The organism is Halalkalibacter sp. HAAS-P014 (genome assembly GCF_056619965.1).
This window is the reverse complement of record NZ_JBWQTV010000003.1, coordinates 61,254-77,885: the sequence shown is the minus strand read 5'-3', so window position 1 is coordinate 77,885 and position 16,632 is coordinate 61,254. Positions and strand designations below refer to the sequence as shown.

The window sequence follows — 16,632 nt, the reverse complement described above, 5'->3', positions numbered from 1 at the left end:
TGTATCATCTTTATAATTTTGTTACAGGCTAGAAACAAAGATTGTGGAAAGTAGGGAAAACTGTGAAACCAATGCTTTTAACTCCTGCAACGGATCTGCCAACTAGTAAAGAATGGAGATACGAAGTGAAGTATGATGGATTTCGCTGTCTTCTACACTGGGAAAATGAAACTCCACAGCTATTGAGTCGCACAGGAAATAACCTCAATCTTCAATTTCCTGAAGTTATCCGTTTCTGCGAGCAGATCTATCCAACCATAAAAGAATTCTTGCCAATCATTCTTGATGGAGAACTTGTTTATTTAATAAATGACCTTAAAAGTGAGTTCTCAAAAGTCCAACTACGAGGTCGTATGAGAAAAACAGAAGCCATCTTGGAGCATTCTACATTATTCCCTTGTCACTATCTTGCATTTGACATACTTCTCTATAAGGGGAAGAGCCAAACTGAACAGCCCCAGGTTAGACGAAAGCAAACATTGCTTTCGTTATTTGAACAATCTGGCCTTCCTTTGAAAGTTCAGCACAACGCCTATAAACGATTACAATATATTGATGAAGTTCATGATGGACCGAAGCTCTGGGAGCAAGTCTTTTTACATAATGGGGAGGGAATTGTCGCAAAGAAATATTCAAGTTATTGGGAAAGTGGTAAACGTACTCCAAATTGGATAAAAGTTAAAAATTGGCGATACGTCACTGTTATTTTAACGAAGTTTGATAAAAATAATGGGTATTATCACGGAGCTATTTATCAAGGAGAAACTCTTTTCGAAATCGTAACTTTTAAACACGGCATAAAGGAAGTTGAGCACCAAATACTACTGTCATTTTTTCAACAGAATGGTACAGAACAATCTGCAAATGTCTGGGAACTACCTCCCTCTATTTGTGTAAATATCGCATGTATTGACTTTGACGGGAAGCATCTTAGAGAACCAATTTTTGATTCCTTCCAATTTAATACCGATCCAGAACAATGTACATGGAAACGCATGCAAAAACAACTGTATCCTATTCCTGGATCAATTGAGATTACGAATCCAAACAAACCAATCTGGCCTGACATTGAGATAAACAAGGATGATTACCTGCTTTATTTACAAAAGGCTGCTCCCTTTATTTTGCCTTTTTTACAGGATCGGCTTCTTACGGTTATACGCTATCCACACGGATCAACTGGTGAACACTTTTATCAAAAGCATTGCCCAGACTATGCGCCTAGTTTTGTCACGACAGAAAAGGTTGACGACATCGAGTTTATTATTTGTAATGAAATTGAGACTCTCTTATGGCTAGGGAACCAACTGGCACTTGAGTTTCACATTCCTTTTCAAACGAGAAAAACAAATGAACCAACAGAGATTGTTTTTGATCTTGACCCACCTTCTGTAAAAGAATTTTCACTGGCGATTACTGCAGCCCAAAAAATGAAAATTATTTTTGATCAGTTTGAGCTTACTTCCTTTGTCAAAACTTCTGGTGGAAAAGGGCTACAAGTTTACATTCCTTTGCCTAAAGACCGCTTTTCTTATTCAGAAACACGTATCTTCACACAGTTTGTCTGTAAATTTTTAGTGGAACAGGAGCCTGATTTGTTTACAATTGAACGACTTAAGAAAAATCGCAATAACAAGCTCTACCTTGACTATATTCAACACGACACCGGAAAGACAATAATTGCGCCCTATTCTCCACGCGGCAGTGAGAAAGGACTTATTGCAACTCCACTAGTTTGGGATGAAGTAAATGAATCTTTAACACCTAACCTTTTCACAATTCCAGCTGTGTTAAGCCGAATACAAAAGCATGGAAATCCATTTCAATCTTTTCGTGATTCAACAAATGAACAACCTTTCACAAAGATTCTAGAGCAATTAAAAGAATTAATGTAATAACTTGAATACGTTCCAACTACTATAGACTCATCTTCGCAAACATAAAGAAGTTGTCTCAAAAAGGTCAAAGTCACACCTTTTGGGACAACCACTTAAAAATAAAACACATAACAAATAAAACATTCCGCTTCTTTATTTAACCCATGTTACAATATCCGCTAACTCTTTTCTTGTTTTTGGACGAGGGTCTTCTTTACGGTATCCAAACGCCACCATAACAGAAACATCAAAGTGTCCATCTTCTAATAAACCTTCTTCTTTCAGAAAACCATGAACTTTGTCACGATCAAACCCTTCAATTGGGCATGAATCAATACCAATTTGAGCAGCTGCTGTCATCATATTTCCTAATGCAATATAGGTCTGTTTACTGGACCAATCAATAATCGTTCTTTCGTTATCTAGTATGCCAAACTTTTCCTGAAATTGCTGATAACGTGCAGGCAATTCTTTCACGATTTCCTCAGGAGCTTTTTTGACTGTTCTGAAATGATTTTGAATATACTCAGAATCATATCTTACATCTATACTTGTTCTCGTAAGAATGATGACAAAGTGACTTGCTGTTTGTAACTGCCCTTGCGCTCCCCATGCAATCTCTTTTAACTTTTCTCTAAAGTTAGTGTTTTGTACAACAACAAATTTCCACGGCTCAAGTCCGATTGAACTAGGCGACAATCGTCCCGTATCTAAAATAAAGTTAAAATCGTCATCGGATATAATTCTGTTAGGATCAAAAACTTTTGTTGCATGTCTAAAATTAAAAGCATCTAAAACTTGTTTTTTTATTTGTTCTTTTTCAATCATGTACCTCTCTCCTAAATCTTAATATAAGGCAGGAAATATTAACCTTTTCAAGAACCTTTGTGGAAATTCTATCACATTTCAAATGCAGCAAACAAATAATCAACTTTACCTTTGACTTTAGATGTTTAAAATTCCACACTTACCTAGCTCAACTAGTTAGACCAATGCATATTGTGTATTAACCCCCCTTGAAAGGTGGTGTAGTAATGGGTTACTACGGTCCATGGTACGGTGGGTATAGTGGTTACTGTTATCCTCCACCTCGTCGTGGCTTTGGCTTCGGCTTTGCACTAATTGTGGTGCTGGTCATTTTGCTAATTATCCTTGGTGCAAGTTGGTACAAGTAATTCATAACTAATTAAAGCGCCTTTCTTCGGCGCTTTAATTAGTCATATTTATGCTTGCTGTGATTTATCCCAAGCTATTTTAAACGCTAAGCAAGAACCACTTAAAAAGAATATTGATCCAATTAACATCAAACCATTTGTTATCAGATTTAAATCATGATCCATGAACCTCATCCCTTTCAATTGCATTCGAAGGTATAGTATGTATTAATTCGAAAAACTGACTCAATAACCTAAAACCTTTATTTGGTGATATGGGATTTGTTATACTGATTACTCATAGACACCAAAAAAGGATTGATCACATGTTAGACAAGCTTAGAGCACATTTCGGAGATATCTTTGTCTTAAATTATAATGAAATAACAGATGATACAAACTTCTACTGGTTTAAGACGCCTGATAATCATACCGTAGGTTTTCCGATTAATCAGGTAGACCATAAAGAACTCGCACTTTTGAATATTTTTTTACAGCCACTAGAAAAACAATATACTCCCCTTCCACGTACACCTGAAGAAAAATATTGGTATTCAATAATATTTGATAATATAGAAGTCTCACCAAATAACAGCAAACCTTTTCGTCTTGTTCATTTTTTCATTGGAAATCAACTGCAGGAACGTGATGCATTTCATGAAGCGATTAAAAGCTTATTCCCGGCCAAAACAGTTATTCTTTGGGAAAATGATACTTCTGGAGTGATCATTGATTTAAGTCCAACTGAAACAGATACCATCGAAAATATATACGAATCGATCGTTGATACTATTACAAGTGATTTTTATGTTGAATTTACTTTGTATGTGGGACTTAATAATATAACTCTAACTCATGCAAAAGCTCGTTATGAATGGGAGAAATCATGCTTTTCAAAAGTAAATCAACAAGTAACGAAAAGAGTCTATAGAGGAGGAGAAATTCTCCCATACCTGCTACTTCAAGAAACTCGTAACGAAACATTACTAGACATGTCCGAAGCTATATTAAAGAACGTGCGTAATGAAAAAGAGTTACTTCAATCAGTTAAAGTATATTTGGACTGTAATATGAACATTTCACTCGCTGCAAAGAAGCTGTACCTACACCGTAATACACTTCAATATCGTGTGGAGAAATTTATAGAAAAAACAGGTGTTGACATTAAACACTTTAATAATGCTGTGGCCGTATATCTCACTTTATTAATAGAAAGAATTACGAAATAATGCACGTTGCACAACAACAGTGCATTATTTTTTATGCATATTTACGATATACGAAAACGCTTTCAAAAGGTAGACTTTAAATATACTTTAGAAGTAAGGGGAGATTTTAAATGGGAGAAATTCGCTTAGAAAATGTTTTTAAGATTTATGATGGTAATGTTACCGCTGTTAATGATTTTAATTTAGATATTAAAGATAAAGAATTTGTTGTTTTCGTTGGACCTTCAGGCTGTGGGAAGTCTACAACTTTAAGGATGATTGCAGGTCTAGAAGATATTTCAAAAGGAGACCTTTATATCGGAGGCCGCCGTGTAAATGATGTTGCTCCAAAAGACCGTGATATTGCAATGGTGTTTCAAAACTATGCGTTATATCCTCATATGAATGTATATGACAATATGGCGTTTGGTCTAAAATTAAGGAAATTCAAGAAAGAAGAAATCGATAAAAGAGTTAAAGAAGCAGCTAAGATCCTTGGTTTAACCGAAATGCTAGACCGTAAACCAAAAGCAATGTCAGGTGGACAGCGTCAACGTGTTGCGTTAGGACGTGCAATTGTCCGAGATCCACAAGTATTCCTAATGGATGAGCCTCTATCTAACTTAGATGCGAAACTGCGTGTTCAAATGCGTGCTGAAATTACAAAGCTTCACAAACGCTTGCAAACCACTACGATTTACGTTACACATGACCAAACTGAAGCGATGACAATGGCGTCTCGAATCGTCATCATGAAAGATGGAATTATTCAACAGGTAGGAACACCGAAAGAAGTATACGACAATCCCGAAAATACTTTTGTGGGTGGTTTTATCGGATCACCAGCAATGAACTTCTTTAATGGGACACTCTCTTCAGACGGTTTCTTTAGAATGGGAGACATACAAGTGAAAGTTCCAGATGGAAAGTTGAAAGTATTAAAAGATCAAAACTATTCAGATCAAAAGCTCATCCTTGGTGTTCGCCCTGAAGATATTCATGATGAACTACTGTTCTTAGAAGCATCTCCTAACTCAAAAATTACAGCAACTGTTGATGTAGCTGAATTATTAGGAGCTGAATCGTTTCTTTATTCTAAGGTAGAAGGTCAAGACTTTGTCGCCCGTATTGATGCTCGTTCCGATGTGAAAATGGGACAAAAAGTTGATTTAGCTTTTGATATGAATAAAGTGCACTTTTTTGATCCTGAGACTGAATTAAGAATCCGTTAAACATAACGTACTCCCCTCGTTACCTTATCGAGGGGAATTTTACATATACACTAATAGAATCCCACACATCTTTATGCCTGTAGCATAGATCGTACTCAGTAAGCTTATTCTGATTCTACTTCTGTATGCAATGCATTGAAAAAGGCAAGAATGCTTTTATAACAACTGCCAAAATCCCCTAATGCACCTTGCTTAGAACAATACACGTCAATAGCTGATTTTATCGGTGTAATTTTAAAAACCGTAACAACCATAATTGATGATGTTCTTTTTTTTTCTAATACGACTTCTCCACGTTCCTCATCAATATTTGTTATTTTCCAGTTTGAAAATTTATTATTATTAATGACTTTTCTAATCGTTTCAATCATTGTGTCACGGCTCTTTTTATAATAACGAGTCTTTAACCCAACTAATTTAGGATTTTCACTCGTTTCCTCATAACTCTTCCATATCCCTACAATAGTTCGCGATATTGACAATTTTATTATTCCTCCTATGTTTTATTAAAAAGCGCTTTTTACATACTACTATTCTCATCATGTTACGTAAATATGAATGTCAATAACCTCATATCGATGTAAAGTCTTTCTTCAATGTATTTTACCATTAGTCAAAAAAAAGAGCATTTGAATTCCCATTCAAGATGCCCTTTTCCTTGTTAAATTCTAGTTAAAGCCTATAAAATTACTCAACTTCTATCACTGCATACTTCCCATCTTTTCTTTGATAGACAATATTGGTTTCTGAAGTTTCAGCTTCTGTAAAAACGAAAAACTGATGACCTAGCATGTTCATTTGTAAAATAGCTTCTTCAGTATCCATTGGTTTTAAATTGAAGCGCTTTGTTCGGACAATTTCAAATGCTTCTTCTTTGTCTTCAATAGCAACCTCTGGTTCTAGGAGTTGCACAGCATTTGAGCTAACTTTTCTCATAGCTTTTTCTTGACGTGGTTTGCGATTTACTTTTGTTTTATATTTACGAACTTGACGCTCTAACTTATCAACAATTAAATCAATGGCTGCGTACATATCTGAGTGTTGCTCTTCTGCACGCAGTATTAATGTTTTTAATGGTATGGTAATTTCCACCTTTGTATCTTTATCATATACTTTTAATTTAGCATGTACATCTGCTGACACACCTTCATCAAAATATTTATCAAGCTTATCTACTTTTTTCATAATATATTCTCTTAACGCTTCTGTTACTTCCACATTTTCACCACGAATATTAAATCTCATCTAAACCCCTCCTGAATCCGTTTTCAAAAAAATACTTTTCTTTCTATAGTTACATCATACTAAGGTATGCCTTTAAACGCTGTGACATTTATCACAACAAGTAAACCTACCTAAGCTCCTCCTGACTTCGAACACAAAAAAAACGATCACATCAATATGATTTAATCGTTTTCTTCAAATAAATAAATTTGAGCCTATAATCGCAAACGTTTTCATTAATAACAACTTCATAAAACGCAACTACTTAATAGACTATTACAGTTCGCTTTGAATCTCTTCACATTTACTACTGGTTTATTGAAACCTCTATACACGCATACAAAACTCATGAACTTTTCACTCTTTTAGCTTGTATTTCAATTCCAGAAGATTCTCTTATAATTAAATCGTCATTCATAACAAATTTATTCTCTTTTAGAGACTCTCTATTTATTAACTTTAATAATAATTCCATAGCTTTTTTGCCTATATCATATTTAGGCTGATTAACAGTTGTTAATGGAGGTTCACACACGGAGGACATTTTTATATTATCAAACCCAACAACTGCTAGATCTTTAGGGACTTCGACACGACAATCTTTTGCAGCTTTCAAAACTCCCATCGCCATTTCATCATTAAAAGCAAATACTGCTGTTGGTGGAAATTCTAACTTTAGCAACTTCATCATCTGCTTATATCCTGACTCAAAACTAAAATCGCCTTCTTGTATATAGGCGGTTTTCAACTCAAGATTATGACTGATCATTGCTTGTTTAAATCCTTGCAATCGATCTCTACTTAAAATAACATTTTCAGGACCTGTAATATGAGCAATTTTCGTGTGTCCTAATTCAATTAAATGCTCTACAGCCTTACGTGCACTACTAACATTATCAATTGAAACGGTTGGTATGTTTATACCATCCAAATACTCACATGCCAATACCATAGGGAATTGGTTTGCAAGATCTTCTAATTTTGTCTTATTAATTCTAGCCGTTAATAGAACCATCCCATCAACCTGCTTTTGCAATAGTAAGTTAATATAATCGCTCTCTCTTTCTGGATCATTTTCTGTGTCTCCTAAGATTACCTGATATCCACTTTTTAATGCCAGGTGCTCGATCCCACGAAGTACTTTCGAAAAGAATGCACTAGTTATATCTGGAACTACAACTAAGATGATTTTCGTTTCTTGCGTTCTAAATTGCCTCGCAACAATATGGGGCTTGTAATTAACTTTATCAATAATCTCCATCACTTTTTCTCTTGTTTCTTTGCTCACCATTTCGGGGTGACTTAGCACCCTTGATACAGTAGCAGGGGATACATTCGCTAATTTTGCAACATCACTCATTTTCATAATAACATTACCTCACAATCCATTCTCTGCCACAAAAGTAATTGTATATTTTTTTCTGTCATTTCAGATAAATTAGCTTTAACAATATTCTACCATCTTACGAAAACGTTTACAATTCAGCTTCGGTGGTATACTAGAATACTTCCAGCGAGAAATAGAGCAAAGAATTGTAAAGCCACTATTAAATTCCTTCTCTATTTATTTTTATTGCGAGACTTTGATATTTAGGCCATGAGCGAATATATCAACATTTACTTTCATTACACCTTATTGCACCGGAACCTCCTAAAAGGCAACAAATTGATATCCCATTCCTCTTACCGTCTTTATACAATTTGGAGCATTTACACGTTCTAATTTTTCTCTAACGTTTCGAACATGAACATCAATTGTACGATACGTTATCTCTTTTTCTGCATTTGGATAGAGCTCCTTAATCATTTGTTCTCTTGATAATATTTGATTGGGATGCTTCATAAGCATGTGCAATAGTTTACTCTCATTCTTTGTTAAAGTAAGTTTATTTCCTTTATAATTAATTTCTCCTTTAAATGGTTTCACTGTAATCCCACGATAACTAATTTTATTACAACGATTCTCTGTTCGCCTAAGAATCGTTTCAATTCGAACCACTAATTCATTTGGACTAAACGGTTTGGTCATATAGTCATCTGCTCCAATACGTAAACCGTTAATACGGTCTTTCTCATCAACTTTTGCAGATACCATCATGATTGGACTGTTACTTTTATTCTCCGTTCGAATCCATTTACATACTTCCTCTCCACTTACCTCAGGAAGCATTAAATCAATTATTGCAAAACATGGATCATATTGCTCATACATTTCAATAGCTTGCTTCCCATTCTCTGCTTCCCAAACCTCGTACCCTTCTCTTTCAAGATAGACCTTAATTATTTGTCTTATGTTATGGTCATCTTCAACGATTAAGATCGATTTTCCTTTACTATTCACTTGAACCTCCATTATTTAGTCAATGTTATCTAGCAAATTCTCCATCATCTCATATGACATCGGACCAATAACTTTATTTTGGACAATACCGTTCGTATCAATGATATAAGTAGTTGGTATAGAAAAAGCTTGATACAAACTTCCTATTTCACCATCAACATCTAAAACGATCGGGAACGTCAATTTAAATTCTTCATATACAAAAGGTTTAACTGCTTCTTTATTTCGTTCTTGAGTCGTTAAATTTACTGCTAGTATCGTCACTCCATTACCTTTATGCTCTTCATAATAATCTTGCATGTGTGGCATTTCAGCACGACATGGAGGACACCAACTAGCCCATAGATTTAAAATGACTTTTTCTCCCCTAAAGTCTGAAAGCCTTACTGGCTCCCCCTCTATTGTATATAATTCGAAGTCTGGTGCTAGATTCCCCTGGTCAATCCCTATTTCAATATCATCCAATTCGACATCACTAATTAACTCGGTTGCTTCATCCGTATAACCCTCGCTTAAATCAAACAAACCCCAGCTTATTAAACCAATTAAAATAACGATTACAATCCAATTTTTTGGTTTTTTCATATTTTCTCATCCTTTCTAGATTAAAAATTCTTCTTTGTCTTCGATTAATCTACAGTCTCTGCCCCACTTTTGTTCATTTGAAAAGCCACTATAAATAATGAAATTACGATAAAGACAATTTGCAGCATCGTAAAGCCTAAAAAGTAGGAAGAATGATAAGAAAAATATTGCAAGAAGATTTGAACAAGACTATAAGTTAAAATTAAGTTAGCTAACGTATTTATATTTCCTATCGCCTTATCTCTAAAAAAAGTCATGAAAAGTAATACTGATGCTAATAAAACCTGTCCGGTATAATAAAAAGGATTTTCACCTATGAAAAAAAGATAATAGATCCCTGTAAAGGCGAGCCAACCAGTTAAAGAAAGGTCACCATAATACCTTATTTTTGTATTATGCTTAGAAGAATGAAAATAGAGATAAATAGTGCCAATGATAACGCCTAAGATAATTCCCTTTTGTCCCCCATCAAAATAAAGTATACCAAGTGGATATGATAAAGCATGAGCTGGGTTAAACAACACATAACTCACTTTCCAAATTATAAACCCTAGAAAAACCGCGTTAAATAATGAATCCATTATTTGTTTTTTATATAAGTTTGTTTTATTTATCCGGATACTAATTGCTATGTATGCGCCTACTAACCCTAATCCGATAAAGATCCACGTTATCGGAAGTCGAATGGAGCCTACTTCTATTGCTTCACCCATAATTACCTCCTCTTTTCCTACCTATTAATTTATACATGATCAATATTAAGAAACGTTTAAGAAAGTGCTTAATTGTCTAATGAAAAATAAGAAGCATACTTTCGTAAAGATATGCTTCTTATTCTATTTATCATTTTATAGTAAACATGTTTATTAAGCTGCTCAAAATGAGATGACCATTCCTACAACGCTATAAATCACAAAAATAGCCCCTACCAGGAACCACAAATAAACAGCAGGTCATATAGGTGTTTTTTTCACCTTATTTCCTTCTGTCCTTTCTTTTATGAAGCCTCACTGACCTGTCCCTGTTGTACAAAGTTTATCTTTCTCTTCCATCGTTAACACTCCTTCTCCAGTTACTTACCCTAATAGGTATATTTTATACCCATTAGGGTATTAAAGCAACCAATTATCAAAACCAGAACTTAAAGAAAATAACCTTATAATTTGCAAAGTACACAGCCAATAAGAACTAGTACAAGGATTTCGTCTACTAATTTTTAAATTGCATACCAAAAAAAGAACCAACGATATTATTCGTTGCTTCCTTCCTCTTCAAGCAAATTCTCGATCATCCTCTTTGCTGAACCTCCCCAAGAGGCAATCTTTGCGGCATTGAACGTCGATTTTTCTTTATCGTTATAAATTGTATCAACATCGTGAATAATTCGATGTGAATATAGTAGTGCTGTATGATCATGAGTATCGGCTGCTAATCGTGTAACATGTACAAAGTTTTGAAGATCTCCCATCAAATCTCCTTCTACAAATTCACTTGCAGCCTCCATATTATCTGCGTGGGACTGAAGGGTACGTGTAATCTCTTCCCAATTCTCACTTGTAGGATCTTGATATTTAGTGTGATTGCCCCACCCTGTCATTTTGTTCAAAGCTTCATGTGTTTCGCTTATCATCTCGTGTACGGCGGCTTGATTCTCTATCTGTTCGGTTTCTTGTGCTTCAGATACTACATCAGGCTCTTCAATTGTAACTTCTAAAATGTCAGTCTCTTCTACTTCTTCATAAGTGACACCTTCTTCGTTTCCACTTTCATTGTCAATTACATATATAGAAGCGAATCCAATAACACCTGCGAGTAAAAATAATGCTATAGCTTTTCTCAAAGTACATACCGCCTTTTAATACTTAATTTAGTTTTAGTTCTTATTGAGCACACTCTTTTTACCAAACTAGTCTTTATTCTACTAAACCACTAAAATCATTGTCAAATTATGTAACCTTTATATAGCAGTTTATCGTTTATTGTCTAAGGTGAAGCTAAAATATTTTTAAATGAGAAAGCCACGCTAGACCTTTGTCTAACATGGCTTTTTTATTGCATTTTTTGTTTTTATGAGCCATCTGCTCATGAATATTTTATTCTCCTACCTTTTCTGCTTGTTGTCATCTATAAAAAGAGAGCTAACTATGATTTATACACCAAATCTAATCCAATTTTGGCTTCCATCTGATTTATCCACGTTATTGATTAGAAAAAATTTTTTTAATTTACTTTCTGAGGTGGTTCTTCTAGCCAACTATTATCAATCATAATGTTTACACCATCATTAGCGTAGCCAGTGACCTCTGTTGTCAAGCGAGCGTACGTTGTAACTATATCTGTTCGTAAACTAGCTGCAGCTGCGGTTGCGTAGTTTGAGGTACTCGATTGTATCAATAGCGCTGTATGGAACATGATTAGTTTATCGGAAAAAGGTGCTATTTCTGAGTTAAATACTTTAAGGTCTGATGGCATTGGTACAGAAATATCCTCGTCAGTTAAAATGGAGGAGAACAGTTTAACATGTTTGGTAGCTATATCTTTTCCTTTATTGCAATATTTACGTACTTCTTTAGACTTTGCAACTTGTGTAAGTCCAGTTAATAATACTTGTCCGACTAAATTGGTTTCAATATTGGCATAGACATGAGTAATTTCAATCACATTAACTGGTCTACGGTTTATAGTTAATAGACCACCTTTATAATTTTTTTGATCGATAAAATCAATTTCATTCGTTGTTGAAACATAAGGCGGTCTTACAAATAATCCTTTAGATAATAGAACATCACTTGTTTTGTTGTACAAATGTGTCGATGTTTGTATTGCTTTACTTAAAAGATCACGTACACTTGATTTTGTTGAAGTTGCAAGAGCCACACCGTAAACGGATATTCCTACCTTGGCCATATTTTTAATGTAGTATAAATAATAAGTATCTGAGTAAAGACGAGGGGCATTGGGGTTAACATCCTCATCTTTAAAACCAACCGGAATAGATTGTTTGTCCTCTCTAAGAATTTGTTCTGATCGGCTAAGGTTTTCTTCTGAGATCTGTAGTGCGTATTCTATAACTGATTTGATTTCTTCATCATCAACATTTTCTAAAAAATACTTAAAAACACAAACTGACATGCTATTGTTTTGAAAACTACTCCAAAGTACAGCAATTTCTGAAGACGTTAATCTGGTTGGATGCTCTTCTATCATCTTCTCTCTCCTTATAACATAATTACTGTTATGATTTGTTGTTTTTAATTATTTATTCCTGACCTTAAGAAAGTCTTAACGACGGCATATATTGTTGTAATTTTTGATGAACTTACTGCCATTATTAAATAGAATTAAGAGAAACTTACTAAAAAATCATAGACAAACACTTAAACCGTTGGGTAGCAATGCAACCCGTTCAACGGTGGCCCCATTTCCCGATAAATAGATGATGTATTGCACAAGCCTTTTTTTATAGTTGTGCGTTGGGTGGGAAGAACTCATTAGGAACTGCTTTTAGTTTACAAAATAATTTACCTACCTAAAAATGAAATTGTACTAGTCTAATTAAAAAGAAACCCCTCTTGAATTTCAAGGGGGTTTCTAGGTACTGTTATAATGACCCGTATTGGGCTCGAACCAATGACCTCCACCCTGTCAAGGTGGCGCTCTCCCAGCTGAGCTAACGGATCAAGTTATATGTGGTGCTTATTGCCATGACATAATTAATATACTTGATTGCTAGGAACTTGTCAACAAATTTTGGCGCGCCTAGTAGGACTCGAACCTACAACGCAAGAACCGGAATCTTGAATGATATCCCTTTCACCATAGGCGCGTATTCATAAGCGACATGTTTTAATATAACGTAAAAGAGGACAGTTGTCAATGCTACTGTCCTCTTTTTTTTATTTTGCTTCCGTTGGTGTTCCTTCTTCAAGCATTTTGTTGAAGCGCTCGCTAATATCCTCTTCTGTATAGCCAGCTTCACCTAAACGTCCAGCAAGGTTTTTCGCCCATAATTGCAGACGTTGTGCCATTTTTGCATACTTTTTTGATTCTGAGCCTTTTGTTTGATTCGCTCGGCCTTCTGCATTAGACATTACATTTTCAACGATGAAAAGACTTTTCCAAATTCCTTCTTCATCTAAACTTTCATTGACCTCGCCTAGCTCTGCAAGGACTTTCCTGTAAAAATCACTAAATTCTTTGAATGGAATTTCCTCATCCATATTTAAGTATACTTGAATTTGATCATATAAAGCTTGCATTTAATTGCACTCTCCTTCTTTAACTTCTAAATGATTATAACATATTTTATTTTAACTGTTTCAAACCAATCAAGAAGAGACTATCTCAGACTCTTCTGAGACAGTCTCTAAATCAACAACTATTATTCTTTACAATAGTCATCAAAGGCTTTTTCTAACTTTTGTACAACTTGAATTGGTTCATGTCCTTCAATCTCAAAACGCTCTACCATTGTTTTGATTTCACCATCTTTTAACAACGCAAATGAAGGAGAGGACGGAGCATATCCAGTAAAGAACTCTCGAGCTCGTGCCGTTGCCTCTTTGTCTTGTCCAGCAAAAACAGTAACAAAACGATCTGGTTTTGTTTCATAATTTTTCATGTATGCTGCTGCTGGACGCGCAATCCCACCTGCACAACCACAAACAGAATTCACCATCACAAGTGTTGTTCCTTCTTTTTTCAATATTTCATCAACTTCTTCAGGTGTTTGTAATTGCTCATAACCTGCTTCTACCATTTCTTGTCGAGCCGTATTAACAACATCATTCATAAAGAAATTAAATTGCATACCGTTAACCACCTTTCAATCTTCTCTTATGTTCTTATTGTAACCTGTTCCAATAAGAAAACCAATCTTTTTGCTTATTTTAGAATCTATTGGGAATTATATCAATAACTAAATCACGACATTTACGCTATATATGAGTATACTTTTGTATATTCAACTAATATCTGATGGAAACCTCATTAACACAAAAAGAAGGATGACAAATCGAGCCAGTCAAGTCTGCCCTTTTAGTCATCCCTCAATATTACCTGCATACGAATTAATTATTACTGAAGCGCCGTCTTCAATGCTTCAATATTTTTTCTCATTAGACTAAAATAATCTTCATCATTCTCGACATCTTCTGAAACTAACGCTTCTAGGTTATGAAGATAGAGAGCTTCTGCTCCAACCTCATCCTTGACAATTTCAGCTACTTTTACAGGTATGTTTTGTTCAAACATCACATACTCTAAGCCGTACTCATCTGCATATTCGATAATCTCTTGTAACTGGCGTTGTGAAGGCTCGTTTGTTGGTGAAATACCTGAAATACCAATTTGTCTTACGCCATAGCGCTCTTCCCAATAACCATATCCGGCATGCGAAACAAGAAATGTATCTTTTTCTGCATCATCAACCATTTCTTGAAACTCTGCATCTATTGCTTCTAGCTCAGCCTTTACTTCTTCAAAGTTAGCTGTGAACAATTCTTCTTGTTCCGGCATTAATTCAATAAGAGTATTTTTAATATTTTCAGCAAGTGTAATCGATAAAATCGGATCTAACCATACATGTGGATCTTCATCATGGCTGTGATCATGATCTTCCTCATGTGCATGCTCATCATGGCTGTGATCGTTGTCCTCATCGTGTGCATGCTCATCATGGCTGTGGTCGTGATCATCGTCTTCCTCATGCGCATGCTCATCATGGCCGTAATCGTGGTCATCGTCTTCCTCATGCGCATGCTCATCATGGCCGTGATCGTGGTCATCGTCCTCTTCGTGCGCATGCTCATCATGGCCGTGATCGTGGTCATCGTCCTCTTCGTGCGCATGCTCATCATGGCCGTGCTCATCATCATAACCAAGCAGCTCAATACCTTCTGACGCTTGAACGATGGCTACATCTTCGCCTTCAAGTGTTTCAATTAAGGCATCAACAAAACCTTCAAGCCCCGCACCATTATATATAAACGCATCCCCTTCAGCGACACTAATCATTTCACGGGCTGTCGGTTCAAAAGTGTGGGCATCTGCTCCCACTGGAACTAAATTCGTTACATTTACAAACTCACCTCCGATTTTAGTAGCAAAATCCTCAAGAGGGAAAATAGTTGTAAATAATTCCAATGATTCAACTTCCTCATTTAATTCTTCCGTCTCTGCTTCGTCATCAGTTTGTTCTGACGCTTGCTCGTTACCCCCTCCACATGCTGCTAAAAATGCAGAAAGAATAAGGATAAAAGCAAACAAACTCGATAATTTCTTCATAATAATCCCCTTTCGTAACAATTACGTTTTATCAACTGTTACAGATTGTATCGTAACTCTTACGATTTGTAAATGAAAATTTATCAAAAAGACTTATCTTCTACTCTGAAGATAAGTCTTTTTTAAGTTTGTGACTATGGATTATTAACAATGTTAAGTCGTTCTCTATAGACATCATTTAATTTCTTATAATGATCAAACAACTTTGGTAAAAGTATACGAAGTTGTTCTTCGTCTCGCTTTTCAATTGCAACATTAAAGGCCGTTGTTAATTCTTTATGTTCATCAAGCCATTCTTTCCCTATAGCCTCTCCGTTTTCAAGCTCACCTTTTTTCTTTGCTTCCTTTAGTTTCTTTTGTAACAAATCTCGTTCTGAGCGTATTTCTTTCCATTTCTCTATCTCACTTGGCGCGTATTTTTCAGCTAATAATTCATAGTAATAATCAAGATGAACCTTTAATTGCTTATTTATTTCTTGTTCATGTTGACAGCATTCCTGCTCAAGATCTTCATTTGGTACTTCTGCTTTAACAGGTGCCAATGATGTGAGAACAACGGAAGCTAGTAAAACAATTTGCGCAAGAATAAACAACTGGTGAAAACGTTTCATGAATTGGACACCCTTTCCTTTCTGTTAGTTATAGAATAACCAAGATGTACCCATTTCATGTAAAAACAATAAAAAGCTGTTAAGAAATATTTTCTAAACAGCTTAACAGACTTTT

The 16,632-nt window shown here is 35.2% G+C and carries 17 protein-coding genes and 2 tRNA genes; 4 read left to right on the top strand and 15 right to left on the bottom strand.

Annotation, left to right across the window (positions count from 1 at the left end; all coding sequences use genetic code 11):
• Positions 1–71: 71 nt before the first annotated feature.
• Positions 72–1,895 carry a DNA ligase D gene (locus tag AC1FXZ_RS02975; RefSeq protein ID WP_480051102.1) on the top strand — a complete coding sequence of 608 codons (1,824 nt, stop codon included), beginning with the start codon at positions 72–74 and terminating at the stop codon, positions 1,893–1,895.
• Positions 1,896–2,030: 135 nt separating this feature from the next.
• Here the strand turns inward: AC1FXZ_RS02975 and AC1FXZ_RS02970 are convergent, their stop codons facing one another.
• Complete coding sequence (locus AC1FXZ_RS02970; protein ID WP_480050831.1) at positions 2,031–2,705, bottom strand: NAD(P)H-dependent oxidoreductase; 675 nt, start codon at positions 2,703–2,705, stop codon at positions 2,031–2,033.
• A 206-nt stretch (positions 2,706–2,911) separates the two neighbouring features.
• Here AC1FXZ_RS02970 and AC1FXZ_RS02965 point away from each other — a divergent pair, with 206 nt between their 5' ends.
• The 3 genes from AC1FXZ_RS02965 to AC1FXZ_RS02955 all read left to right on the top strand — a co-directional run bounded on the left by AC1FXZ_RS02965 (position 2,912) and on the right by AC1FXZ_RS02955 (position 5,471).
• Complete coding sequence (locus tag AC1FXZ_RS02965; RefSeq protein ID WP_480050829.1) at positions 2,912–3,052, top strand: YjcZ family sporulation protein; 141 nt, start codon at positions 2,912–2,914, stop codon at positions 3,050–3,052.
• A gap of 305 nt (positions 3,053–3,357) precedes the next feature.
• A complete protein-coding gene (locus tag AC1FXZ_RS02960) occupies positions 3,358–4,260 on the top strand; it encodes a PucR family transcriptional regulator (RefSeq protein ID WP_480050827.1) in 903 nt (300 codons plus the stop codon).
• Positions 4,261–4,370: 110 nt separating this feature from the next.
• Positions 4,371–5,471, top strand: coding sequence for an ABC transporter ATP-binding protein (locus AC1FXZ_RS02955; protein ID WP_480050825.1), 1,101 nt, complete (start codon positions 4,371–4,373; stop codon positions 5,469–5,471).
• Positions 5,472–5,575: 104 nt separating this feature from the next.
• Here AC1FXZ_RS02955 and AC1FXZ_RS02950 read toward each other — a convergent pair whose 3' ends face one another.
• The 14 genes from AC1FXZ_RS02950 to AC1FXZ_RS02885 form a co-directional block, all read right to left on the bottom strand.
• A complete protein-coding gene (locus AC1FXZ_RS02950; RefSeq protein WP_480050823.1) occupies positions 5,576–5,953 on the bottom strand; it encodes a DUF1499 domain-containing protein in 378 nt (125 codons plus the stop codon).
• A gap of 205 nt (positions 5,954–6,158) precedes the next feature.
• Positions 6,159–6,716, bottom strand: coding sequence for a ribosome hibernation-promoting factor, HPF/YfiA family (gene hpf / locus AC1FXZ_RS02945; protein ID WP_480050821.1), 558 nt, complete (start codon positions 6,714–6,716; stop codon positions 6,159–6,161).
• A 325-nt stretch (positions 6,717–7,041) separates the two neighbouring features.
• Positions 7,042–8,064, bottom strand: a complete 1,023-nt coding sequence (locus tag AC1FXZ_RS02940) for a LacI family DNA-binding transcriptional regulator (protein WP_480051100.1) — start codon at positions 8,062–8,064, stop codon at positions 7,042–7,044.
• Positions 8,065–8,346: 282 nt separating this feature from the next.
• On the bottom strand, positions 8,347–9,036 hold the full coding sequence (locus AC1FXZ_RS02935) for a response regulator transcription factor (RefSeq protein WP_480050819.1): 690 nt from the start codon (positions 9,034–9,036) through the stop codon (positions 8,347–8,349).
• Between the two features lie 15 nt (positions 9,037–9,051).
• On the bottom strand, positions 9,052–9,621 hold the full coding sequence (locus AC1FXZ_RS02930) for a peroxiredoxin family protein (protein ID WP_480050817.1): 570 nt from the start codon (positions 9,619–9,621) through the stop codon (positions 9,052–9,054).
• 44 nt (positions 9,622–9,665) lie between these two features.
• Complete coding sequence (locus tag AC1FXZ_RS02925; protein ID WP_480050815.1) at positions 9,666–10,334, bottom strand: hypothetical protein; 669 nt, start codon at positions 10,332–10,334, stop codon at positions 9,666–9,668.
• A 536-nt stretch (positions 10,335–10,870) separates the two neighbouring features.
• Entirely contained in the window at positions 10,871–11,461 is a 591-nt protein-coding gene (locus tag AC1FXZ_RS02920; RefSeq protein WP_480050813.1) for a hypothetical protein, read from the bottom strand.
• 380 nt (positions 11,462–11,841) lie between these two features.
• The gene (locus AC1FXZ_RS02915; protein WP_480050811.1) at positions 11,842–12,828 is read right to left on the bottom strand and encodes a DUF3231 family protein; all 987 of its coding nucleotides are present in this window, start codon (positions 12,826–12,828) and stop codon (positions 11,842–11,844) included.
• A gap of 400 nt (positions 12,829–13,228) precedes the next feature.
• Positions 13,229–13,301: transfer RNA gene (locus tag AC1FXZ_RS02910), tRNA-Val, on the bottom strand.
• A 71-nt stretch (positions 13,302–13,372) separates the two neighbouring features.
• Positions 13,373–13,447: transfer RNA gene (locus AC1FXZ_RS02905), tRNA-Arg, on the bottom strand.
• A gap of 70 nt (positions 13,448–13,517) precedes the next feature.
• The gene (locus AC1FXZ_RS02900; protein ID WP_480050809.1) at positions 13,518–13,880 is read right to left on the bottom strand and encodes a hypothetical protein; all 363 of its coding nucleotides are present in this window, start codon (positions 13,878–13,880) and stop codon (positions 13,518–13,520) included.
• A gap of 122 nt (positions 13,881–14,002) precedes the next feature.
• Positions 14,003–14,431, bottom strand: coding sequence for a BrxA/BrxB family bacilliredoxin (locus tag AC1FXZ_RS02895; RefSeq protein ID WP_480050807.1), 429 nt, complete (start codon positions 14,429–14,431; stop codon positions 14,003–14,005).
• 266 nt (positions 14,432–14,697) lie between these two features.
• A complete protein-coding gene (locus AC1FXZ_RS02890; protein WP_480050805.1) occupies positions 14,698–15,906 on the bottom strand; it encodes a metal ABC transporter solute-binding protein, Zn/Mn family in 1,209 nt (402 codons plus the stop codon).
• A 134-nt stretch (positions 15,907–16,040) separates the two neighbouring features.
• On the bottom strand, positions 16,041–16,517 hold the full coding sequence (locus tag AC1FXZ_RS02885; protein ID WP_480050803.1) for a hypothetical protein: 477 nt from the start codon (positions 16,515–16,517) through the stop codon (positions 16,041–16,043).
• Positions 16,518–16,632: the final 115 nt, after the last annotated feature.

Excerpts from the sequence above, each read along its gene's own strand:
- AC1FXZ_RS02900 (WP_480050809.1), bottom strand. The coding sequence starts at position 13,880 with ATGCAAGCTTTATATGATCAAATTCAAGTATACTTAAATATGGATGAG.
- AC1FXZ_RS02970 (WP_480050831.1), bottom strand. The coding sequence starts at position 2,705 with ATGATTGAAAAAGAACAAATAAAAAAACAAGTTTTAGATGCTTTTAAT.
- AC1FXZ_RS02955 (WP_480050825.1), top strand. The coding sequence starts at position 4,371 with ATGGGAGAAATTCGCTTAGAAAATGTTTTTAAGATTTATGATGGTAAT.
- AC1FXZ_RS02915 (WP_480050811.1), bottom strand. The coding sequence starts at position 12,828 with ATGATAGAAGAGCATCCAACCAGATTAACGTCTTCAGAAATTGCTGTA.
- AC1FXZ_RS02965 (WP_480050829.1), top strand. The coding sequence starts at position 2,912 with ATGGGTTACTACGGTCCATGGTACGGTGGGTATAGTGGTTACTGTTAT.
- AC1FXZ_RS02975 (WP_480051102.1), top strand. The coding sequence starts at position 72 with ATGCTTTTAACTCCTGCAACGGATCTGCCAACTAGTAAAGAATGGAGA.
- AC1FXZ_RS02895 (WP_480050807.1), bottom strand. The coding sequence starts at position 14,431 with ATGCAATTTAATTTCTTTATGAATGATGTTGTTAATACGGCTCGACAA.
- AC1FXZ_RS02960 (WP_480050827.1), top strand. The coding sequence starts at position 3,358 with ATGTTAGACAAGCTTAGAGCACATTTCGGAGATATCTTTGTCTTAAAT.
- AC1FXZ_RS02885 (WP_480050803.1), bottom strand. The coding sequence starts at position 16,517 with ATGAAACGTTTTCACCAGTTGTTTATTCTTGCGCAAATTGTTTTACTA.
- AC1FXZ_RS02930 (WP_480050817.1), bottom strand. The coding sequence starts at position 9,621 with ATGAAAAAACCAAAAAATTGGATTGTAATCGTTATTTTAATTGGTTTA.
- hpf (WP_480050821.1), bottom strand. The coding sequence starts at position 6,716 with ATGAGATTTAATATTCGTGGTGAAAATGTGGAAGTAACAGAAGCGTTA.
- AC1FXZ_RS02925 (WP_480050815.1), bottom strand. The coding sequence starts at position 10,334 with ATGGGTGAAGCAATAGAAGTAGGCTCCATTCGACTTCCGATAACGTGG.
- AC1FXZ_RS02890 (WP_480050805.1), bottom strand. The coding sequence starts at position 15,906 with ATGAAGAAATTATCGAGTTTGTTTGCTTTTATCCTTATTCTTTCTGCA.